Consider the following 23,536-nt stretch of genomic DNA (forward strand, 5'->3'; position numbering starts at 1 on the left):
TGGGGGCCGGGCGGGCGCCGGGAGCATACGGGGAACTCGCCCGCGACGATCTGCGAAAGGCTGGATGTGACCGACATCGAACGCGTCGGAGTGGTGGGCTGCGGCCAGATGGGCGCGGGTATTGCAGAGGTCTGCGCCCGTAGCGGCCTGGAGGTGAAGGTCGCCGAGACCACCGGTGAGGCTCTGGAGATAGGCCGCACCCGGCTCCACAACTCCCTCTCGAAGGCCGCGGAGCGCGGCAAGATCACCGAGGAGGAGCGCGACGCGACGCTCGGCCGGCTGAGCTTCACCACCGACCTCGGGGAGTTCGCCGACCGCGATCTCGTCATCGAGGCCGTCGTGGAGAACGAGCAGGTCAAGACCGAGATCTTCCAGGTCCTCGACCAGGTCGTGACCAGCCAGGACGCCATCCTGGCCTCCAACACCTCCTCCATCCCGCTGGTGAAGCTGGCCGTCGCGACGTCCAGGCCGGACCAGGTCATGGGCATCCACTTCTTCAACCCGGCCCCCGTGCAGCAGCTCGTCGAGCTGATCCCGGCGCTGACCACCTCCGACGAGACCGTCCGGCGCTCCGAGGCGCTGGTGCAGGACGTGCTCGGCAAGCACGCGATCCGCGCCCAGGACCGCTCCGGTTTCGTGGTCAACGCGCTCCTCATCCCGTATCTGCTCTCCGCGATCCGGATGTTCGAGTCGGGCATCGCGAGCCGCGAGGACATCGACAACGGCATGGAGATGGGCTGCGCCCATCCGATGGGTCCGCTGAAGCTCTCCGACCTGATCGGCCTGGACACGGTCGCTTCGGTCGCGGACTCGATGTACGCCGAGTACAAGGAGCCGCTGTACGCCGCTCCCCCGCTGCTCCAGCGGATGGTGGACGCCGGACGGCTCGGCCGTAAGACGGGGTCGGGCTTCTACCCGTACTCCTGACCCGGACGAGTGAGGGGCGTGTCCGGTGGTCCGGACACGCCCCTCAGCAGATCGCTCTGCGCCACCTCCGCCGACCGGCACGGTGGCCCGGCAGGACCTACGCCCCGCGCAGCACCGCCCCGGTCCGCTCCGTGGCGAGTGCGACAGCCGCGTCCCGCGCGGTCGTCGCCTCGTCCACGGTGAGCGTGCGGTCCGCCGCGCGGAAGCGCAGCGCGTACGCCAGGGACTTCTTGCCCGCACCGATCTGGTCACCGGTGAAGACGTCGAACAGCCGCAGCGACTCGAGGAGTTCACCCGCGCCCTCGCGCAGCGCCGCCTCGACGTCGGCGGCAGGCACACCCGCCGGGACGATCAGCGCGACGTCCTGGGTCGCCACCGGGAAGACGGAGATCCGGGGCGCGACGAGCACGGTGGTCGCCCGCTCCAGCACATCCAGCTCGATCTCCATCGCGCAGGTGCGCTCCGGGAGATGGAACGCCTTGATGACGCGCGGGTGCAGTTCGCCCGCGTGACCGGCGAGTACGTCCTCGCCGTCCACGGTGACGTACAGCGCGGCGCAACGGCCGGGGTGCCACGGCTCGTTGCGGTCACCGCGGACGGTCAGCTCGACACCGGCCTCGCGGGCGACGGTACGGGCCGCCTCGACGGCGTCCGCCCAGTCGGCCGGGCGGCCCTTGCCCCACCAGCCGGACTGCTCGCGCGCACCGGTCAGAACGGCGGCGATGCGGCGCGGCTGGTGCGGCAGTGCGGCGTCGAGCCCGGCGATCTCCTCGTCCGTGGGCCTGCGGTCGACGGGCAGCCGCGCGGGCACGCCCTGGCCGTCGTTCTCTGCGGGCCGGGGGACGAAGACCAGGCCGGTCTCGAAGAGCGCGAGGTCGTGCGAGCCGCGTCCGGTGTTGCGCCGCAGCGCGCCGAGCAGACCCGGCAGCAGCGTGGTGCGCAGCGCGGGCTCCTCGTCGGAGAGCGGGTTGACCAGCTTGACCGTGTCACGGCGGGGGTCGTCGGCGGCCAGGCCGAGCTGGTCGAACGCCGCGTCGCCGAGGAACGGGTAGCTCAGTGCCTCGACGAAGCCGACACCGGCCAGCGCGCGGCCGACCCTGCGGTGCAGCCGCTGCCGCGCGGTCAGCCCGCGGCCCGCCGGGGGCCTGGGCAGCGTCGAGGGGAGGTTCTCGTACCCCTCCAGGCGGATGACCTCTTCGGCCAGGTCGTTGGGGTAGGCGAGGTCGGGGCGCCAGGACGGCACGGTGACGACCAGTTCGTCCTGCCCGTAGACGTCACAGCCGACCTGCTGGAGGCGGCGTACGACGGTCTCGCGGCCGTAGGCGACGCCGGCCACCCGGTCGGGGTGGTCGGCGGGCATCGAGATGGTGCGCGGCGCGGACGGCGCGATGATCTCGGTGACGCCGGGCTCCGCGGTGCCGCCCGCGAGCAGCACGAGGAGGTCGACGGTCCGCTGGGCGGCTGCCGAGGCGGCCTCCGGGTCGACGCCCCGCTCGAAGCGCTTGGACGCCTCGGAGGCCAGCTTCTGACGGCGGGCGGTGCGCGAGATGGAGAGCGCGTCGAAGTGCGCGGCCTCGATGACGACCTCGGTGGTGCCCCGGACCTGTCCGGTGGCGGGGTCGGGCTGCGCGTCGGCGATCTCGGTGTTGGCGCCGCCCATCACCCCGGCCAGGCCGATGGGGCCGCGGTTGTCGGTGATGACGAGGTCGCCCGCGTCGAGGACGCGTGCGACGCCGTCGAGCGTGGTGAACTTCTCGCCGGGCTCCGCCCTGCGCACCCCGATCGGCCCGTCGATCCGGGTCCGGTCGTAGGCGTGCAGCGGCTGGCCGAGCTCCAGCATCACGTAGTTGGTGATGTCGACGGCGAGCGAGATCGGGCGCATCCCGGCCTTCTGCAGACGGCGCTGCAGCCAGATCGGGGAACGGGCCTCGGGGTCGAGACCGACGACCGTACGCGCGGTGAAGCGGTCGCAGCCGTCGGGGGCGGCGATCCGCACCGGGTATCCGTCCGCGTTCGGCGCGGGCACGTCCAGCAGCGCCGGGTCGCTCAGCGGCAGGCCGTAGGCGGTGGCGGTCTCCCGGGCCACGCCGCGGATCGACAGGGCGTACCCGCGGTCCGGGGTGACGGCGATGTCCAGGACCTCGTCGACCAGTTCGAGCAGCGCGATGGCGTCGGTGCCGACCTCGTGCTCGGGCGGCAGCACGATGATGCCGTGCGAGCCGTCGTCGCCCATGCCCAGCTCGTCGCCGGAGCAGATCATGCCGTGCGAGGTCTTGCCGTACGTCTTGCGCGCGGCGATGGCGAAGTCACCGGGCAGGACCGCGCCCGGCAGGACCACGACGACCTTGTCGCCGACGGCGAAGTTCCGGGCGCCGCAGACGATCTCCTGCGGCTCGCCGGTGCCGTTGGCCGTGCCGACGTCGACGGTGCAGAACCGGATCGGCTTCTTGAAGCCCTCCAGCTCCTCGATGGTGAGGACCTTGCCGACGACCAGCGGGCCCTTGAGGCCGGCGCCGATCTGCTCGACCGTCTCGACCTCCAGACCGACGCCGATGAGCTTGGCCTGTACGTCACGGCCGGTCTCGGTGGCGGGGAGATCGACGTACTCCCGCAGCCAGGAAAGCGGGACCCGCATCAGATCTCCATCCCGAACGGCCGGGTGAAACGGATGTCACCCTCGACCATGTCTCGCATGTCTTCGACGTTGTGGCGGAACATCAGCATCCGTTCGATGCCGAACCCGAAGGCGAATCCGCTGTACTTCCCGGGGTCGACGCCACAGGCGGTCAGCACCTTGGGGTTGACCATCCCGCAGCCGCCCAGCTCGATCCAGCCCTCGCTGGAGCAGGTACGGCACGGGCGGTCGGGGTTGCCCACCGACGCGCCGCGGCAGACGTAGCACTGCATGTCCATCTCGGCGGACGGCTCGGTGAACGGGAAGTAGTTCGGGCGCAGCCGGGTGGTCATGTCCTGGCCGAAGAGCGACTGCACCATGTGGTCCAGGGTGCCCTTGAGGTCGGCCATGGTCAGGCCCTCGTCCACGGCGAGCAGCTCGATCTGGTGGAAGACCGGGGTGTGCGTGGCGTCCAGCTCGTCGGTGCGGTAGACCCGCCCCGGGCAGACGACGTAGACGGGCGGCTCACGGTCGAGCAGCGTACGGGCCTGGACGGGCGAGGTGTGGGTGCGCAGCACGACACCGGACTCGTCGCCCTCGGTGCCCTCCGGGCCCTGGACGAAGAAGGTGTCCTGCATCTGCCGGGCCGGGTGGTCCGGGGTGAAGTTCAGGGCGTCGAAGTTGAACCACTCCGCCTCGACCTCCGGGCCCTCGGCGACCTCGTACCCCATGGCGACGAAGATGTCCGCGACCCGCTCCATGAACGTGGTCAGCGGGTGGCGGGCGCCGGCGGGCGTGCGGTCGTGGGGCAGTGTGACGTCCACTGCCTCCTCGACCAGGACGCGCTCGTCGCGCTCGGTCTCCAGCTCGGCCTGGCGGGCCGCGAGGGCCTTGTTCACCGCGCCGCGCGCCATGCCCACGCGCTTGCCCGCCTCGGCCTTGGCCTGGGGCGGCAGCGCACCGATCTCGCGGTTGGCGAGCGCCAGCGGCGAGGTGCCGCCGGTGTGCGCCGTCTTCGCGTGTGCGAGCGCGTCGAGGTCGCCCGCGGCGGCGAAGGCGGCGAGCGCCTCGCTCCGCATGCGCTCGATCTCTTCCGGTTTCAGTGCCTCGACCTCAACTGGGTCGTACGACTTGTTCGGTGCCGACATCTCTTCCCGTACTTCCGATTGGCTGGCTGAGGCGACCACCTCGCCGACAGCGACGTCAAGGACGCAAACGTGCCAAAGGTCGAGTCTAGAGGTCTCAGGGGGGCGAAGAAGCCCGCGGTCCGTTCCGGCTCTCCCGTCGCCCCGGCGTGATGCCGTGCGACGGGTCCCTATTTCAGGTGGGCCGGAGTACCCACGGGCAGGATAAATCGGAATTCGGCGCCGCCGCCGGGCCCGCGGCCCACGGTGATCGTCCCGCCGTGCGCCTCGATGATGCCCTTGACGATGTACAGGCCGAGCCCGGTCCCACCGCGTTTGCTGCCCCGCCAGAACCGGGTGAAGACACGGCTCATCGACTCCTCGGGGATACCGGGGCCTTCGTCGGTCACGGTGACACCCGTTCCCTTCTCGTCGTCCTTCGCGGCGGCCGGCGCCACCTCGATGGTGACGGTTCCCTCGCCGTGGCGCACCGCGTTTTCCAGCAGGTTGCCCAGCACCTGGTCGACCTTGTCCGGGTCCGCCCACAGATCGGGCAGCGGCTGCTGGATGCGGACCACGAACCGGTCGGGGTCCTGTCCGGACGCGGTGTGTGCCTGGATGTGCCGGTCCACTGCGGCGCCGATGTCCACCGGCTGGCGGCGCAGCTCCAGGCGGCCCGAGTCGATGCGGGAGATGTCGAGCAGCTCGGCGATCAGCCGGGTCACGCGGTTGGCGTCGGCGTCGACGGTCTCCAGCATGAGCCGCTTCTGGGCGTCGGTGAAGCGCTCCCATTTGGCGAGCAGGGTCGCGGTGAAGCCTTTGACCGAGGTCAGCGGGGAGCGCAGTTCGTGCGCGACGGTGGCTATCAGCTCGGCGTGGCTGCGCTCGGTGCGCCGCCGGGCCTCGGTGCCCCGGAGCGAGATCACCAGCCGCCGCACGGGCCCGGTGGGGTGCTCCCGTATGTAGCGTGCGGAGACCAGCACCTCCCGGCCGCCGGGCAGGAGCAGATTGCGCTCGGGCTGTCCGTGCCGGATGGCGAGTCCGCCGTACGGATCGGTCAGCGTCCACCAGCGGCGGCCCTTGAGGTCCTCCAGGGGCAGCGCCTGCTCCAGCGGGGAGCCGAGTGCGGCTTCCTTCGGTACGGCGGTGATCCGTGCGGCGGCGGTGTTGAAGCAGACGACCCGGCCGTTCTCGTCGGCGACGACGAGGCCGTCGGGCAGGTCGTCCGGGGCCACGCCCTGGTACGCCTGTACCTCGCCCGGTCCGCCGTACCCGTCCGGTGGCGATCCGTGTCCGTGCGCCGACGTACTGTCCGCTGAGACGGCCATCCCCGTATCCCACCTCTCCGAATAGCGCAGTGGGCCCCCGAGTTGGCCACCCTACTAGCTGGAGGTGACGGAGCGGCACCCTCCCGCAGCACGCTGCGCACGGGCGGACGCGTAGAGGCACACGGCGGCGGCCGTCGCGAGGTTGAGGCTCTCCGCCCTGCCGTGGATGGGGACGCGGACCACGGCGTCGGCGAGCGCCCTGGTCTCCTCGGGCAGCCCCCACGCCTCGTTGCCGAACACCCAGGCGCTCGGCCCGCCCATGGTGCCCGCGTCGAGTTCGGCGTCCAGGTCGTCGTCGCCCGCGCCGTCGGCCGCGAGGATCCGTACGCCCGCGGCCTTCAGCCCGGCGACGGCCTGCTCGACGGGGACGCCCACCGCGACCGGCAGATGGAAGTGCGAACCGACCGACGCCCGGACGGACTTGGGGTTGTACAGGTCGACGGAGGCGTCGGTGAGGACAACGGCGTCGGCCCCGGCGGCGTCCGCGCAGCGCAGCACCGTCCCGGCGTTCCCCGGGTCGCGGACGTTCGCGAGGACCGCCACCAGCCTGGGGCGCGCGGCGAGGATCTCCTCGAACGGCGAGTCCAGGAAGCGGCAGACGCCGACGAGGCCCTGCGGGGTGACGGTCTGGGAGAGTTCGGCGAGCACCTCGTCGGCGGCGAGATGGATCCGTGCGCCGCCGGACCGGGCCGCCTCGACGATGGACTCGTACCGTTCGGCGGCCTCGACGGTGGTGAACAGCTCGGTCAGGGTCGGCTCGCCGCCCACCCGGTGCCGGACCGCCTCACGCACGGCCTGCGGCCCCTCGGCGATGAACCGGCGTTCCTTGGTACGGAAGTTGCGCCGGGCGAGCCGCTTGGCGGCGGCGACGCGCGGGGAACGCGGGGAGATCAGCTCGGCGGGGGTGCCCATGGTCGGCGTTTCACCTTACGTACGTACGGAACTGCGGAGCGTCCGGACGGCGGTGCGTCCGGAGTGTGGAACACAGCGGACCCGCAGGCGGTGTCCGCCTGCGGGTCCTCCGTTGAAGAGCTTGCCTGGATCAGGCAGCGGTCTTCGGCGCGTTGACGTCGCTCGGGAGCGCCTTCTGCGCGACCTCGACCAGCGCGGCGAACGCGTTGGTGTCGTTGACGGCCAGCTCGGCGAGGATCTTGCGGTCCACCTCGATGTTGGCGGCCTTCAGACCCTGGATGAGGCGGTTGTACGTCATGCCGTTCTGGCGGGCAGCGGCGTTGATGCGCTGGATCCACAGCTGACGGAAGTCGCCCTTGCGCTTCTTGCGGTCGTTGTAGTTGTAGACCAGGGAGTGGGTGACCTGCTCCTTGGCCTTGCGGTACAGGCGCGAACGCTGACCGCGGTAGCCCTTGGCCGCTTCGAGAATTGCCCGGCGCTTCTTGTGGGCGTTGACTGCCCGCTTGACGCGTGCCACTAGTTGACTCCTTGTAGCGGGGCCGTGGGTGAACTCACACGGCCCGGAAACGAATTGGTCCCGGTCCCGATATCGCGCCCCCGACGGTCACCGGGGGCTGCGACATCACTTGCCGAGAAGCTTCTTGATCTTCTTGGCGTCGGCCGGGGCCACCACGACGGTGCCGGTCAGCGAACGCGTCTTCTTGGACGACTTGTGCTCAAGCAGGTGGCGCTTGCCGGCGCGCTCACGGAGCACCTTGCCGGAGCCGGTGATCTTGAAGCGCTTGCTGGCACCGCTGTGCGTCTTGTTCTTCGGCATCGCGCCGTTCTCTCCTCGTCAGTGACGCTCCCCCGGTGCGGGCACCGGCAGCCAGGAGCGTCAGATCGTTGGTATGTGTTCCGGGCGGAACCCCGGGGCCGCCTGGGTGGCGGCCCCCCTGGTCACGCTTCGGAGGTGGTCTCGGCCGGTGCTTCGGCCTCCGCCTCGGCCGGAGCCTCGGTGGCCTCGTCCGCGGACCCCTCGGTCGCGTAGCCCTGGCGCTCCGCCTTGCGGGCGGCCTGAGCCTCGCGCGCCTCGGCCATGGCCTCGGTCTTCTTCTTGTGCGGGCCAAGAACCATGATCATGTTTCGGCCGTCCTGCTTCGGGTTCGACTCGATGAACCCGAGGTCCTCGACGTCCGAAGCGAGACGCTGGAGCAGCCGGAAGCCCAGTTCGGGACGGGACTGCTCACGGCCACGGAACATGATCGTGATCTTGACCTTGTCGCCCTGCTTGAGGAAGCGCACGACGTGACCCTTTTTGGTGTCGTAGTCGTGCGGGTCGATCTTCGGCCGGAGCTTCATCTCCTTGATGACCGTGTGCGCCTGGTTCTTGCGCGCCTCACGGGCCTTCATGGCCGACTCGTACTTGAACTTCCCGTAATCCATGAGCTTGCACACGGGCGGACGGGCGGTCGCCGCGACCTCGACCAGGTCGAGGTCGTACTCCTGTGCCAGCTCCAGGGCCTTGGCAAGCGGCACGATGCCGACCTGCTCGCCACTGGGTCCGACAAGTCGCACCTCGGGAACGCGAATCCGGTCGTTGATGCGGGGCTCGGCGCTGATGGATCCTCCTCGGTAGCACCACACGGCTCTCTGGCAGACAGCCGCGTAACGTCTGTATCGACAGACCAACCGCACTGGAACATGAAAAACGCCCCGGACGGGACACAGGCGGGAGCTCCTCACATACCGGAGCACCGCCGCGTCAACCGCGGGGCGCACATCGGGTGGCTTCCATCGTCCGTACGGAACGATGGGCGCCGCCTGACCGGTGACCCGCCGTCCCGGAGGACAGTCAGGTGGGAGATCGGAGCCTCCACTTGTGGGCCGAGCACATAGGTGTCCGGCCGGTCGTTACACAAGGTTAGCAGCTCGCCCGTATCCGGGCCAATCCCGCGCTCCCCCGGCCTCCGCGCGGGGGCCGGGACGCCACCGCATATCGTGTGCGTCATGAGCGACGCGACCCCTACCCCCGAAGAAGCCCCCGGCTTCGACTCCATGACCCGCGACATCGCGGACGTCCCCGCGGTCGAGGTGATCACGACGGTCGCAGTGCATCTGATGAGCTCGGCAGCCGTCAACCTCGGCCTCGCCGAGGACGGCGAGAAGCACAAGGACCTGGACGAGGCGCGGAAGCTGATCCAGGCGCTGGCCGGACTGGTGACGGCCAGCGCCACGGAGATCAGCTCCTTCCACGCGGCTCCGCTGCGCGACGGCCTGAAGTCGCTCCAGTTGGCGTTCCGCGAGGCGTCGGTCGTACCCGACGAGCCCGGCCAGGGCCCCGGCGAGAAGTACACCGGGCCGGTCTACGGCTGAGGGACCGACCCGGTTCCTTCTTACGACTGCGGCCGGGAGCCGCGCCGGGGCCACAGGGTCCCGCGCGGACCGGCCGGAGCCTCCCCGGCGAGGGCTTCCCCGGCCGGGGCCCCGCCCGCCGGGGACGGGGACTCCTCGTCGTGGCCGGTGAATCCCGCGGGGTGGGTGAACCGGTGGACGAGCGCCGCGAGCGCCCCGCCGATCAGCGGGGCGACGATGAACAGCCACACCTGGGAGAGCGCGGGACTTCCGGCGAAGATGGCCGGACCCAGACTCCGCGCCGGGTTCACCGAGGTGCCGGTCAGCGGGATGCCGACCAGGTGGACGGCGCCGAGCGCCAGGCCGATGGGGAGCCCGTCGAAGCCCGTGACCGCCACCTTGTGCGTGACGGCCAGCACGACGAAGACGAACACGAAGGTGAGCGCCACTTCCACCAGGAAGGCGCCGCCCAGGTTGAGGTGCACGGCCGAGCGGCTGTCGTAGCCGTTGCTGCCGAACAGCCCGTGGGTCTTGAGCCCCGGCACCTGCTTGGCGAGCAGGAAGAGGAGCGCCGCGCCGACGATGCCGCCGGCCAGCTGCGCCACCCAGTACTCCACCGCCGTGCGCACCTTCATCCGCCCGGCCACCAGCATGCCCATCGTCACGGCCGGGTTGATGTGGCAGCCCGAGATCGCGCCCAGCGAGTAGGACAGCGCCAGCATGGTGAATCCGAAGGTGAGCGCGATACCGAAGGCGCCGATGTACTCGGCGGCGAGAACCGCGGCGCCCACGGCGACGAACACCAGCAGCAGAGTTCCCAGGAACTCCGCGCCTATCCTCCGCGTCTCCGTCTCCATACCTCACACCTCACGAAGATTGTCGGATTTCTCCGCAATTATTCGTCGAGTGAGGCGTCTCTGCCTGTCGGGGCCGTATCTCCGCCCGTCAAGGCCGGAGCGGGCGCCACCCGTCAAGGTCGGAGCGGGCCCCGGGTCAGCGCGCGAAGAGCGGGGCGTTGGGCGCGGGCGCGTCGGCCGGCAGCAGTGCCAGATCCAGCCCGCGCACCAGCCGTGCCCGCAGCACCTCGTCGGCCGCCAGCGCCGTCGCGACGGCGCCCGCCGCCGCCTGCTCCGTGCCCGGCGTCAGCACCAGGGCCAGCGTGCCGTCGGCCCGGCCGGGGCCGAGGTGGGCGCGGAGTACGCCGGGATGTGCGGCGACCACACCCCGTACCGCTTCCACGACGGCCGGGTCGTCGAGCGGGTCCGCGCTGGTGCGGCCCTCGGCCAGGGCCAGCAGCGCCGGACCCGTCAGCTCGTACGGGACGGGCCCCGCCAGGTCGAGCAGCAGGGTGTCGGCCCGCTCGTGGGCGGCGGCCTGGAGCGCCTGGTGCAGCGGTACGGCGACCGGCCGGGCCTGCGGGTCCCAGCGGGCCAGCGACTCGGTCGAGGTGAAGGCGGGGAGCGCCCTGCGGTCACCGGCCTGGAGCGTGGGGACCGCCATGTCGCTGGACTTCTCGCGGCGCAGCCCGTCCTCGCCGGTCTCCGCCTCCCCCAGGATCGCCACGACCGGGACCAGCAGCCGGGCGCCCTTCAGGGCCTCCAGCACCTGGGGCTCCGCCGCCCTGTCCTGCGACCAGGCGGCGAGCGCCGCGGCCAGCCCGGGGTCGGCGGTGCCGTCGTCTTCGGAGAATCCGGGGTCCGGAATGTTCTTGAGCGCCACGCCCCGAGCCTAGCCGCCGGGGCCGCGGCTGCTTCACGGGGCTGCGGTTCGTTCAGGGGGCCGCGGCTGTCTGATCGCCGGGGCAGGCCACCCGGGCCGCCGGTGTCCCGGTGGTCGGGAGTGCGGCACGGCCGCCGTCACGGCCGTCGGCGATAACGGCTGAAGCCCGCGCCGCGCACCCTTCCCGCTCCGCCGGGACCGCCGCGCCACAGCACCACGCCGGCCGCCAGCAGCAGTACGCCCACGCTGCCCGCGAGCGGCACGAGCCAGCCCGCCGGACCGTCGTCGCCGGACGCGGATTCCGGGCCGGGGCCGAAGTACTTCCTCCCGTAGGCGGCGGAGTCCGTACGGATGCTGTCGGGCGCCTTCCGCGCCGCAGCCCTGAGCGCTGCCGCCGGGTCGATGATGCCGTAGCCGTGGGCGTCGTCGCGCCCGCCCCGGGGAGCGCTGCGGGCGGTGTCCGTGAGCAGCTTCTTGATCTGGGCGGGGGTCAGATCCGGGTGCGCGGCGCGTACCAGCGCGACCGCTCCGGAGACGAAAGCCGAGGCGGCGCTGGTGCCCCAGCCCTCGTAGTACTTGTGGTCGGGGTCGGCGATCACCACGTCGACCCCCGGGGCGCTCACGGTGGCGTACCAGCGGCGGGTGGAGAACGAGGCGTGCGTGCCGTACCGGTCGACGGCCGCCACCGCGATCACTCCCGGGTAGGCGGCCGGGTAGGAGATGTGGTCGCCCTTCTCCCCGCCGTTGCCCGCCGACGCGACCACGACCGCGCCCTTGGAGAGGGCGTACTGGATGGCGTCGTCCTGGCCCGCTTCCGGGCGGGCGGACGCGCTGTCGTCGCCGAGCGAGAGGTTGATGACGTCGGCGTGGTGGTCGGCCGCCCAGCGGATGCCGTCGGCGAGGGCGCCGCCGCGGGACTCACGGGCCTTCTTGATGGCCGGGTCGCTGCCTTCGAGGATGACCCGGACCGGCAGGATGCGTGCCTCGGGGGCGATGCCCAGGACGCCTTCGCTGTCGTCCGGGCCGTGGCCGTGGCCCGCGATGATCCCGGCCATGGCGGTGCCGTGCCGGGCCCAGGACCGGTCGCCGGGCCCCGCCCCGAAACCGATCAGGTCCTTGGCGGGCAGTACCTGTCCCGCGAGGTCGGGGTTGGTGGCGTCGACGCCGGTGTCCAGGACGGCGACCGTGATGCCCTTGCCCTTGGTCGTCCGCCAGGCCTGCTGGGTGTGCATGGCGTCCAGTTCCCACTGCTGGGCGCGGATGGAGTCGGCGCGCGCGGGTGCGGCGGGCAGTACGGCGAAGGCCGCGGCGGCCAGCGCGGCCGTGACTGCGGTGGGTCCTTGGCGTCTCATCAGGATTCTCCGTGGCGGCGACTCGTCAGGGCTTCTCGGCGGCGGCGCACCGGGGCCTCCCGGTGGCGGCGCGTCACGGTTTCCCGGCGGCGCATCAGGGTTTCCCGGTGGCGGTGGCGTTCTTCCGCAGCGCGCGCTCGACGCGCTCCTCGATGCCCTTGGCCTCGTAGCCGAGTCCGGCCTGGGCGGCGGCTGTTGTACGGGATTCCTGCACGGCCTCGTCGGCGGGCTCCGGGTCGGTGACGGTACGTCCGTCGGCGAAGCCCGAGACCGCGTAGACGACGACCGGCGCGTCGGTGAGGACGCTCACCGCCCAGCTCGCCCGCTGAGCGTCGCCGAAGTCCGCGGCGACGGTGGACTTCACGGGGTAGGTGCGGGGCATCAGATCGGTGCGCCCGCCGAGCCGTTCCGTGACGAATCGCTGGTGCAGGGCCGTCATGGCGGCGGGGTCGGCCTCGGTGAAGAGCATGCCGACCGTGGTCACGCTGCTGCTGGTCGCGTCGGTGTAGGTGGCGCGCAACAGCCGGACGCAGCCGACCGGTTGGAGCGCCCTGAGCAGCAACGGGTCCAGTCCGCCCGCGCAGTCGGCGTCCGGTGCGACGGCCAGCCGGGTCCAGGTACGGTCGGCGCCGCCGGGGCCCGCGCCGTGTCCCTCGATGGTGCGCGGGAAGAGGGTGTCGACCGGGGTGCTGTGCCACAGGCCGCGCGACTCGGTGAATCCGGTACGGGAGTCGGCCGCCGCGGTGCTCCCGCTGAGCACGCTCCCGGCGACCGCTCCGCCGATCAGCCCGAGTCCCAGCACCGCGCAGGCCGCGACGGCCGCGGTCCTGGCCGGGTGCCGCGCCGCCACGGGCCGCAGCCGGGTGGTCGTCTCCGACGGGGTCTCCGCGGCGTCGGGACGGGGCGGGGCGTACACCGTGGGGCGGCCCGCGCCGGGGCGCGGTGTGAGGTCGACCGCCCCGACCGGCCTGCGGCGGGTGGGCGGCGGGGCGGCGGGCCGCGGTGGGACGGGCGGGCGGGCCGGAGGCTGTACGGCCGGGGCGGCGGCGACCTGAGCCTCGGCGGCCCCGGGCTCCACGGGGCTCCCGGGTGCGACCGGCGGGTTCCCGGCGGACGATTCCGCAGCGGGGGGCTCATCGGCCGGAGCATCGACGACGGGGCGCAGCCGGGTGGTCGTCTCGACCGGGGCCTCCGCCGGGCCGGACGAGGACGGTGGTTCGGGCGGGCGCGGAGGGAAGGACGGGAAGGGCGCACGTCGCGCTTCGGTGCTCATCCGCCCCCCAGTGCGTCTGCCGGTCGTGGTGCGGGTGCCTCGCGCGCGACACCGCCGACGCGCCTTCCCGGCGGGTCCGTTCGTCACTCTACGGGCTGGCACCGCCCCGGTGGGCACCGGAAGGTACGCACGAGGCATCTGCCCAAAAGGTCCGGCTGAAGGGGTGTCCCGCAATTTCCGGCGGGACAGCCCTTACCCTCCGGTAATCATGTCTGGCAGGCTTCGGCCATGACGCCCCGTGCTGCAGACCGGACCCGGTACGACCGGGCAACCGCACATCTCGACGCCCCGCTGGCGATCGTCGACGTCGAGGCCTTCGACGCGAATGCCGACGATCTGGTACGCCGCGCCGCAGGCAAACCGATCCGGGTGGCCAGCAAGTCCGTACGCTGCCGGGCCCTCCTCGACCGGGTGTTGGAGCGGGACGGTTTCGCCGGGCTGATGTCCTTCACGCTGGCCGAGTCGCTGTGGCTGGCCCGCTCCGGCTTCGACGACGTCCTGCTCGCCTACCCGTCGGCCGACCGTGCCGGATACGCCGAGCTCGCGGCCGATCCGAAACTCGCCGCCGCCGTGACGGTGATGGTCGACGACCCGGCGCAGCTGACACTGATCGACGCGGCGCGGGCGGGCGGCCGTGAGGAGATCCGGGTCTGTCTGGAACTGGACACCTCGCTGCGCATGCTCGGCGGGCGGGTGCGGGTCGGGGCACTCAGGTCCCCGCTGCGCGAACCCGCCCAACTCGCCGAGCTGGCACGGTCGGTGGCGCGCCGTCCCGGGTTCCGGCTGGTGGGCCTGATGGCGTACGAGGGCCATGTGGCCGGGGTCGGTGACTCGCTCGCGGGACGGCCGCTGCGCTCCCGGGCGATCCGGCTGATGCAGTCGGCGGCCCGCAGGGAACTGGCGGCCCGGCGTGCGGCCGTGGTGCGCGCGGTGCGGGCGGTGGCGCCGGACCTGGAGTTCGTCAACGGCGGCGGCACGGGAAGCGTCCAGCACACGGCGGCGGAGGACGCGGTGACCGAGATCGCCGCGGGTTCCGGGCTGTACGTGCCGCGCCTCTTCGACAACTACACGTCGTTCACCGGCCGTCCGGCGGCGCTCTTCGCACTGCCTGTCGTACGGCGGCCGGGCGTCGGCGTGGTGACGGTACTCGGCGGCGGCTATCCCGCTTCGGGGGCGGCGGGAGCGGACCGGCTGCCCGTTCCGTATCTCCCCGAGGGGCTGCGTTACGACGCGCAGGAGGGCCCCGGTGAGGTGCAGACCCCGCTGCTCGGCTCCCCGGCCGACGATCTGCTCATCGGCGACAAGGTGTGGTTCCGGCACGCGAAGGCCGGGGAGCTGTGCGAGCGCTTCGACGCCCTTCAGCTGGTGGAGGGCGACCGGGTGAGTGCGACGGTGCCGACGTACCGCGGCGAGGGCCACACCTTCCTGTAGGACCTGTCCGGCGGTGCGTCACCTCGCGGCGGTCACCGGCCGATGCTGCTGCCGACACCGCCGCTGGTGGCGTCCCCGATGGGACGGATCCCGCGGGTGATCGTGTCCATGGTGCCGAGCGGCGGTCCGGCCGCCCCGGCGTCGAAGGCGAGGCGGACGACGACCATCGATTCGGTGCCGAGGGGCGAGGGGAAGGCGACCGTCTCGACGTAACCGCCGGGCCCCGCACTGGTTCTGACCCGCCAGCGCACCAGATAGCCGGTGCGGCCCGCGACGGACAGGGACTTCGACGCGAGCTGCGTGTGCGAGGTGATGCCGTCGTAGTTCCGGTTTCCGACGAGGTCCCGGTCGTACGAACTGTTGGCGGCGTCCTTGATGTCCGCCTTGGCGACGGCCTCGGCGGAGGTGAGTTCGGTCTGCGTGGCGGTACGCGAGGTCACCGTGGCGTGATAGCAGAACGAGGCCGAGTCGCCGGGGCAGTCGTAGGAGTGCTCGGTCCGCATGGTCGTCACGTCCTCGACCGTGCTCGACGGCTTCTCCCAGCCGTCCGGGACCGGCAGCGTGATGCCGTCGAGTTCGTCGACGAGCAGCGAGGGGTCGGCAGCCGGCGGCGCGCTGCTCGTCGGGGTGCCCTTGCCGTCGGACCCGTCGGACGCGTCGGACGTGGGGGTACGGGCGGGACCGCTGGTCGCGGTCCTCGGCCGGTCGTCCCCGCCGCCCCGGCCCACGACCACCGCCCCGGCCACGACCGCGGCGACCAGGACGGCCCCGACGGCGGCCAGTACGGCGGTCCGTGGACCGCTGCCGCCCCGCGGGGGTACGGGCGGGGCGGGCGCCGGCGGCGGTCCGAACTGCTGCGGCGCCAGGTCCCGCGGGCGGGTGTGCGCGGTCCAGGCCGTGCCGTCCCACCACCGTTCGGTGGCGGGCAGGCCGGCGTCCGGGTACCAGCCGGGCGGGGTCGAAGAGGTCATCCGGTCACTCCTGTGTTCAGCGCCCGGAACCCGGGGCCGGGGCAGCGGTCCTTCGGCGGCGGCCGGTGAACCGGCGCCCCGGGTAGAGGGCCTTCGGCGGCTTCGTCACCTTCTCCACGAACAGCGGCGGCAGATCCGTGCCGCGCTCGCCGACCAGCGGATCACCCGCCCCCAGCAGGGAGTCGAAGGTCCGCCAACCCTCCCAGGTCTTTATGTCCGCGTGCACGTCCGGTCTGATGGGGGCGAACCGGCCCAGCTCGAAATCGTCCCCGTCCAGGTCGAACCAGCGCTCCCCGAAGACCTCCGTGCCCAGCCCCGCCGCCTTGGCCGTGAGCCGCACCAGCATCCGTACCGACTGCGCGCCGTCGAGCCGGTTCCCCTGGATCTCCCTGATGGGCAGGTCGGGCACGGCCGCCTCCACCGGTATCCACACGGTGAGCGGCGACCCCCGGTCCATGATGAACCAGGTGCGTTCCTGGGCCTGCCGGCCGTGCTGGTCCAGCACATGGAGCTGCTGCTTGTAGAAGACCGGGGTGCCGTCGTGCGGCGAAGGGCGCAGGTACCAGAGGTAGACACGGGCCGAGAGATCGATGATGGCGAGGTTCTCCATCCGGTTGTAGAACCGTACGGCGAGTATCCGGTGGTCGCTGCCGACATGCTGCTCGGCGAAGTTCTGGGCGTCCGCCTGGTGCGCGTAGCTGACGCTCACCCGGTCCCGCCAGACGAAGGGCCGTACGGAGAACATCTTGATGAAGACGACGCCGACCAGTGTCGCGGGCACCACGGCGCCGACGACCGAGGCGATGGTGGACAGCACCTCGTGGGCGCTGTTGCCGTCCTGCGGGTCGATGTTGTCGGTGCCGACGCAGGCCCGCAGCGAGTGCAGCGTCAGGTCCGCCAGCTGGTGCACATCGCCCATCCGCGCCCCCAGACCGCGCGGCGAGTCCAGCGTGAGGGTCAGGCCCACCGCGATGGCCGCCGAGAGCAGGACGAGACAGCCGAAAGCGATGACGAAGAGTCCCAGGACCGTGCGTTCGGCGATCCACCAGCGCAGCGAAGTACGGAACCGGGGATGTCCCCGACCGGTCACCATCGCACGTGTCAGCATCAGCAAACCGCTTTCCCCCTGGGCCAGTTGACCTGTTGCAGCGGAATCCTAACCAGTGACGGGCGGCCGGGCTCCCACTGTCTCGCCCGGCGTTCACCTGCGCACGGCCCACCTGTGGCAAGCTCAGCAGGCGGAGGGTGTCGTCGGCGAAGGGAAGCGCTGTGCAGGACCGTTCACTCGAAGCACTCGGGCTCGCTGTCGTACCGGCAAAGGAGCCGCTCAGCTATCCAGGACTGCCCATTCCGGAGCCCTCGCTCCTCGACGGGCGCACCTTGCTCGGGCTCGCCCCGGGCCCAGGCCCGGTGGAGACCTGGAACGTCGCCGCGCGGAGCGGACCGGTCCCCCTGGACACGTACCTGTCCGGCCAGGGCCTGCCCCTGCTGCGGGAGCGCCACCCCGCCGTCTCGGTCGGCTCCAACGCCTCTCCCGCGCAGCTCAGCAACAAACTGCTGAGCCGTGGGATCTCGGGGACCGTCCCGATGGTTCCGGTGCGGATCGAAGGCATCGCCATCGGTTGCTGCGCCCACATCTACCCCGCCGGTTACGTCGCCACCGCGCCGTACATCGACCGGGACTCGGTCCTCTCGCTGGTCGTCACCTGGCTGGACGACGATCAGATGGCTGCCGTGGACGAGACCGAACTCCCTTACTACCAAAGGGTCTTGCTGCCGTCGGGGGATTTCCCGGCAGAGCTTCCCAACGGTCTGCCGGTGGCTGACGTCCACCTCTACGCGAGTGCCATGGGTGTGCTGGCGGGGCCGGACGGCCAGCCCCGCCCGGCGCCACCGGAGCAGGCGGCGCTGCTCGCCGAACTACTGGCGGCGTCCCCGCGGCTGCACGAACTGCTGGGTCCCGATCCGCAGACCTGGGTGGACCGTGCGTCGAAGGATCCGGAGCTGGCCGACGAGGGAACGCGGCTCTTCCGTACGGAGGGGTGGGTCGTCATGCTGGACGACTTCCTGCCGTACGCCCAGGCGCACGCCTGATCCCGAGGCCGGGCGCACGCCTGATCCCGAGGCCGGGGCCGGTCAGCGGAGCGCCGCTCCCAGCACCGCGGGGGCCTCGGCCAACGAGGGCCCGTACCAGGTGAGATGGCGCCCGCTGACGAGCGCCGAGGGGAGACCGGGGAAGGCTTCGGGGCCGTCGTCGGCGGTGAAGCGGTAGGGCTCGTCGGGCAGGACGACGAGATCGGCGCCCGAGGCCGTCAGCTCGCCGAGGGCGATCCTCGGATACCGCTCGGGGTGCTCCGCGTACACCTGGTGCACCCCGAGCCTGGCCAGCAGATCCCCGGCGAAGGTGTCCCTGCCGAGGACCATCCAGGGCCTGCGCCAGATCGGCACGATCGCGGTGCGGCGCCGGTACGGGACGACCCCGGCCCAGGAGGCCCGCGCCGCGTCGAGCCAGCCGGGACGGCCGAGACCGCAGGCCGCGAGCACCCGCTCCAGTTCGCTGAACGCCTGGGGCAGGCCCCGCACTTCGGTGACCAGGACCCGCAGGCCGGACGCCCGCAGCGCGTCGAGGTCGACGGCCCGGTTCTCCTCCTCGTTGGCGAGCACCAGGTCGGGCCGCAGCCGGACGATCGCCCGCACATCTGGATTCTTGGTGCCCCCGATCCGCGTGACGTCCAGGTCCGCGGGGTGGCTGCACCAGTCGGTCGCGCCGGCCAGAACCTCGGGAGCACTGACGGCGACGGTCTCGGTCAGGGAGGGGACGAGCGAGACGACGCGCATCGGGACCGCTCAGTACCGCTGTTCGGCGGTCGCGTCGACGTGTTCGGCCACGGCGACGACCACGATCCGGGTCTCGGGGGCGGTGGCACGCCAGCGGTGACGCACGCCGCCCGACAGGAACAGGGTGTCGCCGCGCTCCAGGCGGTAGGCCCGCCCTTCGGCCTCCACGTCGGCCGCGCCCTCGGCGACGTACAGCACCTCGTCGTTGCGGTGCTGGAACTCCCGCCCGGTGTCCTGCTCGCCGGTGAACTCCATGGCGTGCAACTGGTGGTGTCCGCGCACCAGCGGCCGGATCTGCGGCTCGGGATCCGGCACGGCCCCGGGGGCGGTCACCGCGCGGACGATGTCGACGGTGCGGGCCGCGTCGGAGTCGGCGAGCAGTTCCTTCGCCGTGGACTCCAGTGCCTCGGCGACCCGCTGGAGCGAGCGCACGCTCGGCCGGGCCCGCTCGTTCTCGATCTGGCTGAGGAAGGGCACGGAGAGTCCGCTGCGCGCCGAGACCTTGGCGAGGGTGAGCCCCAGAGCACGGCGGCGCCTGCGAACCGCGGCGCCCACCCGGAGTGTTTCCTTCTCGTCCTTGTCCATCTCCCGGATACCCTCCCCTTGCCGTATCGCCAGTGGTGTCTGCTGCAAGCACCTTACGCAGCTTCGGCCCACCGCTGGGCACTCCTGTCACACCTGCGTCGCACAACCTTTCATCCGCACATCTGCGCGCAGACCCCCCGGCCCGCCGCCACCGGGCCGGATCCGGTGCACCGACCTGCGGGTACGGGCCGCCCGGCCCGGCGCACCGCGGGCAGACAGCAGCGAGGGGGTGGTCGACGCCACCGGCGTTGACCACCCCCTCACGGAGCGCTGACGGATCAGCCGCCGACGGGGGCCAGCTGGTCCTCCATCTCGGGGTGTGCGGTCAGCCATGTGCGGGCGGACTTCTTCTCGTTGCCCGGACCGCCGTCCTGGATCGCCACTTCGAGGGAGTTGAGCTGGTCCTCGCTGAGCTTGAACTTCTCCAGCCAGCCGTTCAGTTCGGGCAGATCCTTGCCGAAGTCCTTGCGGGCGACGGTGTGGATCGAGTCGCTCTTGCCCCAGGCGCCCTTCGGGTCCTTGAGCTTCGTCAGGTCGTACTTGCCGTACGCCCAGTGCGGCGACCACAGCACGACGACCACCGGCTCCTTCTTCTTGATGGAGCGGTCCAGCTGGGCCAGCATCGACGAGGTGCTCGACGAGACGACCTTGTACTCGCCCTGCAGCCCGTAGGCCTTGAGCACCTTCTTGTTCAGCAGGCCCATTTCACCGGCGCTGGACTCGATGCCGATGATCTTGCCGTTGAACTCCTTGCCCTTGCCCTTCAGATCCGCGAGGGACGTGACGCCCTTCACGTACGAGGGCACGGACAGCTCCAGCGACGTGGGCCCGTACCAGGACCCGATGTCGGTGAGGTTGTCCTTGTATCTGTCCCAGTACTGCTGGTGCGTCGTGGGCAGCCAGGAGTCGAACTGGACATCCATCTGGCCCTGCGCGAGCGCGGTGTACAACGGGCCCGGGTCGAGCTGCTTGACGCTGGGCTTGTACCCGCGGTCCTCCAGGATGTTGTCCCAGAGATACGTGCTCGCGATGGCCTCGTCCCACGGGAAGAACCCGAGGTTGACGGACTTGCCCGCGTCCTTGCCCTGCTGGGTGTGCGTGCCGCCCGGGACGGGGGCGAGCTTGTCGACCACACCGGGGTTCTGCTTCAGCCAGGTGCGCACGCCGTCCTGCTCGTGGCCTTCACCGGCCCCCTGGATGGCGTTCTCCAGGCCGGTGAGCTGCTTCTCGGTGAGCTTGAAGTCCTTCAGCCACTTGGCGACCGTCGGGTCCTTCTTGTCGAAGCCCTTGTGCGCGACGGTGTGGATCAGGTCGCCCTTGCCCCAGGCGCCCTTCGGGTCCTTGAGCTTCGTCAGGTCGTACTTGCCGTACGCCCAGTGCGGCGACCACAGCGTGACGACCACCGGCTCCTTCTTCTTGATGGAGCGGTCCAGCTGGGCCAGCATCGACGAGGTGCTCGACGAGACGACCTTGTACTCGCCCTCCAGCCCGTACGCCTTCAGGACACTCTTGTTGAGGGTGCCCATCATTCCTGCGCTGGACTCGATGCCGATGATCTTGCCCTTGAACTCCTTGCCCTTGCCCTTGAGATCGGCGAGGGACTTGATGCCCTTCACGTACGAGGGCACCGTCAGCTCCAGCGACGTCGGCCCGTACCACTGGCCCATGTCCTCCAGCTGCGACTTGTACTTGTTCCAGTAGTCCGCGTGGGTCGTCGGCAGCCAGGAGTCGGTCTGGAAGTCGATGTCACCGCGGGCCACCCCGGAGTAGAGCGGGCCGGCGTCGAGCTGCTTGACGTCGGTCGTGTAGCCGCGCTCCTCCAGGAGCTCCTTCCACAGGAACGTGGAGGCGATGCCCTCGTCCCAGGGGATGTAGCCCATGTTGATCTTCTTGCCCTTGCCGACGTCCGTGCTCGCCTGTGACGAGCTCTTGCTGTCGGAGGACGAACCGAGGTTCATGCCGCCCGCGACGAGCCCGAGGATCACGACGCCGATCACGGCGACCGTGGTGCCGGGCCGGTAGTGCGTGAAGCTCCACCGCTGCGCCATGGCCTGCGCCTTGGCGGCGGCTCGGCGGCCGAGCGGGGAGACCCGCTGGTTGAGGGCTCCGGTCATCCGGTCCAGGTAGATGGCCAGGATGACCACGGCCACACCGCTCTCGGCGGCGAGACCGACCTGGAGCTGGGTGATGGCGCCGTAGACCTTCTCACCGAGACCGCCCGCACCGGCCATACCGCCGATGACCACCATCGACAGCGCCAGCATGATGACCTGGTTGACACCGGCCATGATCGTCGGCAGGGCGAGGGGAAGCTGCACGCGTCGCAGGATGTCGCGCGGGGCGGTGCCGAACGCCTCGGCCGCCTCGACCAGTTCGCCGTCCACCTGCCGGATGCCGAGCTCGGTCATCCGTACGCCCGGGGGCATGGCGAAGACGATCGTGGCGATCACGCCGGGAGTGACCCCGACGCCGAAGAACATGACGCCCGGGATCAGGTAGACGAAGGCGGGCATCGTCTGCATGACGTCGAGCACCGGGCGGACCGTGGCCCCGACCCTCTTGTTGCGCGCCGCCCAGATGCCCAGCGGTACCGCGATCACGATCGTGATGACCGCCGCGACGATCACCAGTGACAGCGTGGCCATCGCCTCGTCCCACAGGGCAAGTGAGTCGATCAGGGCGAAGCCGACGAAGGTGAGCACCGCGGGCAGCAGACCGCGCAGCCAGAAGGCGAGGACGGTGAAGATGCCCGCCATCAGCAGGGGTTCACCGCCGCTCAGTACGGTGTTGACACCGTCGTACAGGTGCGTGAGCACACTGTTGATGAAGTCGAAGAGCCAGCCCACGTGGTTCTGGAACCAGTGGACGAGGCTTTCGACCCCGTTGCCGAAATGGAACCTAGGCACTTGCGACCGCCTTGTTCTCGGGAGCTGCGTCGCAAGCCAGGGGGGCCTCGGCGTATTCGCCGAGGAAGCCTATGAGCCGGGACTGGGGGACGACTCCGACGACCTTGCCCTGGGCGTTCTTCACGGCCACCGGGTGCGGTACGCGCGCGCTCACGCCGCACAGGTCGGCGAAGGTCGTGTCGGGGGTGACCGTCTCGCAGCCGCACTCCGCCGCGTCGGGGCGGTGGGTGTCGGTCATCATCGCCGCGGCGGTGAGGACCCGGGTGCGGTCCACGTCCTTGGTGAACGAGGCGACGTAGTCGTTGGCTGGCGTGATGAGGATGTCCTCGGCGGTGCCGAGCTGGACGATCTCACCGTCCCGCATGACCGCGATGCCGTCGCCGAGACGCATGGCCTCGTTGAGGTCGTGGGTGATGAAGACGATGGTCTTCTTCAGCCGCTTCTGGAGTTCGAGCAGCTGGTCCTGCATGTCACGGCGGATCAGCGGGTCGAGCGCGCTGAAGGACTCGTCCATCAGCAGCAGGTCCGCGTCGGTGGCGAGCGCACGGGCCAGACCCACGCGCTGCTGCATACCGCCGGACAGCTCGTCGGGCCAGGAGTTCTCCCAGCCGGCGAGACCCGTCAGTTCCAGGGCCTCGGCCGCCCGCTTCTCGCGTTCCGCGCGAGGCACTCCCTGTACTTCGAGGCCGTAGCCCGCGTTCTCCAGCACACTGCGGTGCGGGAAGAGCGCGAAGTGCTGGAAGACCATGCTGATCTTCTTCGAACGCACCGCCCGCAGCTCGCGGTCGCTCAGCGCGGTCAGGTCCTCACCGTCGAAGAGCACCCGGCCGGAGGTCGGCTCCAGCAGCCCGTTGAGCATGCGCAGCAACGTGGACTTGCCGGATCCGGAGAGCCCCATCACGACGAAGATCTGGCCCGGTTCGACGGTGAAGGATGCGTCGATCACCGCAGCAGTCGTCCCTTCACCGCGCAGCTCATCGCGGCCGGTGCCGTTCTCGAGTTTCCGCACGGCTTCATCGGGTCGTCTGCCGAACACTTTGTACAAGCGGTCGGCTTGCAGCCTGGACACATATACCTCACGCGTTGGAACGAAAACGACCCGTCACCCCCGTGTCGACAGGTCGTGGAGCGGCGCGGGATCTGTCCGCTTCACCCTCGCAATACTTGAATCTGCTACTGGTTCCGCTCCGTGGCGGCGCCTGCCCACCCTTATGCGGTCCAA

21 protein-coding genes are annotated in these 23,536 nt (G+C 71.0%); 4 read left to right on the forward strand and 17 right to left on the reverse strand.

Annotated features, from left to right (window positions below; translation table 11 throughout):
* Positions 1–66: 66 nt before the first annotated feature.
* Positions 67–927, forward strand: coding sequence for a 3-hydroxybutyryl-CoA dehydrogenase (locus OG709_RS05890; RefSeq protein ID WP_250303333.1), 861 nt, complete (start codon positions 67–69; stop codon positions 925–927).
* Between the two features lie 97 nt (positions 928–1,024).
* Here the strand turns inward: OG709_RS05890 and pheT are convergent, their stop codons facing one another.
* From pheT to infC, 7 genes are all read right to left on the reverse strand, one after another.
* Complete coding sequence (gene pheT, locus OG709_RS05895; protein WP_250303332.1) at positions 1,025–3,562, reverse strand: phenylalanine--tRNA ligase subunit beta; 2,538 nt, start codon at positions 3,560–3,562, stop codon at positions 1,025–1,027.
* A complete protein-coding gene (gene pheS, locus OG709_RS05900; protein ID WP_250303331.1) occupies positions 3,562–4,689 on the reverse strand; it encodes a phenylalanine--tRNA ligase subunit alpha in 1,128 nt (375 codons plus the stop codon). Before pheS ends, pheT begins: the two co-directional genes overlap by 1 nt.
* A 167-nt stretch (positions 4,690–4,856) precedes the next feature.
* A complete protein-coding gene (locus OG709_RS05905; RefSeq protein ID WP_250303330.1) occupies positions 4,857–5,993 on the reverse strand; it encodes a sensor histidine kinase in 1,137 nt (378 codons plus the stop codon).
* Between the two features lie 54 nt (positions 5,994–6,047).
* Positions 6,048–6,905 carry a TrmH family RNA methyltransferase gene (locus tag OG709_RS05910; protein ID WP_250303329.1) on the reverse strand — a complete coding sequence of 286 codons (858 nt, stop codon included), beginning with the start codon at positions 6,903–6,905 and terminating at the stop codon, positions 6,048–6,050.
* Between the two features lie 130 nt (positions 6,906–7,035).
* Positions 7,036–7,422, reverse strand: a complete 387-nt coding sequence (gene rplT / locus OG709_RS05915; protein ID WP_250303328.1) for a 50S ribosomal protein L20 — start codon at positions 7,420–7,422, stop codon at positions 7,036–7,038.
* Between the two features lie 105 nt (positions 7,423–7,527).
* Entirely contained in the window at positions 7,528–7,722 is a 195-nt protein-coding gene (rpmI, locus tag OG709_RS05920) for a 50S ribosomal protein L35 (RefSeq protein WP_003970213.1), read from the reverse strand.
* 122 nt (positions 7,723–7,844) lie between these two features.
* Positions 7,845–8,531 (reverse strand): translation initiation factor IF-3, encoded by a 687-nt coding sequence (gene infC, locus OG709_RS05925; protein ID WP_266643902.1) that lies wholly within the window; start codon positions 8,529–8,531, stop codon positions 7,845–7,847.
* A gap of 363 nt (positions 8,532–8,894) precedes the next feature.
* On the opposite strand from infC, the gene OG709_RS05930 reads away from it, so the two are divergent.
* A complete protein-coding gene (locus OG709_RS05930) occupies positions 8,895–9,260 on the forward strand; it encodes a DUF1844 domain-containing protein (RefSeq protein WP_250303326.1) in 366 nt (121 codons plus the stop codon).
* Positions 9,261–9,280: 20 nt separating this feature from the next.
* Here the strand turns inward: OG709_RS05930 and OG709_RS05935 are convergent, their stop codons facing one another.
* The 4 genes from OG709_RS05935 to OG709_RS05950 all read right to left on the reverse strand — a co-directional run bounded on the left by OG709_RS05935 (position 9,281) and on the right by OG709_RS05950 (position 13,583).
* Positions 9,281–10,096, reverse strand: a complete 816-nt coding sequence (locus OG709_RS05935) for an MIP family channel protein (RefSeq protein ID WP_266643900.1) — start codon at positions 10,094–10,096, stop codon at positions 9,281–9,283.
* Positions 10,097–10,232: 136 nt separating this feature from the next.
* Entirely contained in the window at positions 10,233–10,958 is a 726-nt protein-coding gene (locus OG709_RS05940; protein ID WP_250303324.1) for an SseB family protein, read from the reverse strand.
* Positions 10,959–11,095: 137 nt separating this feature from the next.
* Complete coding sequence (mycP, locus tag OG709_RS05945; RefSeq protein ID WP_329165133.1) at positions 11,096–12,310, reverse strand: type VII secretion-associated serine protease mycosin; 1,215 nt, start codon at positions 12,308–12,310, stop codon at positions 11,096–11,098.
* 94 nt (positions 12,311–12,404) lie between these two features.
* On the reverse strand, positions 12,405–13,583 hold the full coding sequence (locus tag OG709_RS05950; protein ID WP_329165135.1) for a hypothetical protein: 1,179 nt from the start codon (positions 13,581–13,583) through the stop codon (positions 12,405–12,407).
* Positions 13,584–13,811: 228 nt separating this feature from the next.
* On the opposite strand from OG709_RS05950, the gene OG709_RS05955 reads away from it, so the two are divergent.
* Positions 13,812–15,014: an amino acid deaminase/aldolase gene (locus OG709_RS05955; RefSeq protein WP_266643896.1), complete on the forward strand. Its 1,203-nt coding sequence runs from the start codon at positions 13,812–13,814 to the stop codon at positions 15,012–15,014.
* A gap of 32 nt (positions 15,015–15,046) precedes the next feature.
* Here the strand turns inward: OG709_RS05955 and OG709_RS05960 are convergent, their stop codons facing one another.
* Both OG709_RS05960 and OG709_RS05965 read right to left on the reverse strand, forming a co-directional pair.
* Positions 15,047–15,985, reverse strand: coding sequence for a DUF2510 domain-containing protein (locus tag OG709_RS05960; protein ID WP_329165137.1), 939 nt, complete (start codon positions 15,983–15,985; stop codon positions 15,047–15,049).
* Between the two features lie 16 nt (positions 15,986–16,001).
* The gene (locus OG709_RS05965) at positions 16,002–17,093 is read right to left on the reverse strand and encodes a hypothetical protein (RefSeq protein ID WP_250303319.1); all 1,092 of its coding nucleotides are present in this window, start codon (positions 17,091–17,093) and stop codon (positions 16,002–16,004) included.
* A gap of 161 nt (positions 17,094–17,254) precedes the next feature.
* Here OG709_RS05965 and OG709_RS05970 point away from each other — a divergent pair, with 161 nt between their 5' ends.
* Entirely contained in the window at positions 17,255–18,079 is an 825-nt protein-coding gene (locus OG709_RS05970; RefSeq protein ID WP_250303318.1) for a hypothetical protein, read from the forward strand.
* Between the two features lie 42 nt (positions 18,080–18,121).
* On the opposite strand, the gene OG709_RS05975 is transcribed toward OG709_RS05970, so the two are convergent.
* The 4 genes from OG709_RS05975 to OG709_RS05990 form a co-directional block, all read right to left on the reverse strand.
* Positions 18,122–18,823, reverse strand: a complete 702-nt coding sequence (locus tag OG709_RS05975; RefSeq protein WP_250303317.1) for a helical backbone metal receptor — start codon at positions 18,821–18,823, stop codon at positions 18,122–18,124.
* A 9-nt stretch (positions 18,824–18,832) separates the two neighbouring features.
* A complete protein-coding gene (locus OG709_RS05980) occupies positions 18,833–19,408 on the reverse strand; it encodes a helix-turn-helix domain-containing protein (protein WP_250303316.1) in 576 nt (191 codons plus the stop codon).
* Between the two features lie 278 nt (positions 19,409–19,686).
* Positions 19,687–22,314 carry an ABC transporter permease/substrate binding protein gene (locus OG709_RS05985; protein WP_329165143.1) on the reverse strand — a complete coding sequence of 876 codons (2,628 nt, stop codon included), beginning with the start codon at positions 22,312–22,314 and terminating at the stop codon, positions 19,687–19,689.
* Complete coding sequence (locus OG709_RS05990) at positions 22,307–23,383, reverse strand: quaternary amine ABC transporter ATP-binding protein (protein ID WP_250303314.1); 1,077 nt, start codon at positions 23,381–23,383, stop codon at positions 22,307–22,309. The genes OG709_RS05985 and OG709_RS05990 overlap by 8 nt, the downstream gene beginning before the upstream one ends.
* Between the last annotated feature and the right edge of the window lie 153 nt (positions 23,384–23,536).

Source organism: Streptomyces sp. NBC_01267 (assembly GCF_036241575.1).
Lineage (GTDB): Bacteria > Actinomycetota > Actinomycetes > Streptomycetales > Streptomycetaceae > Streptomyces.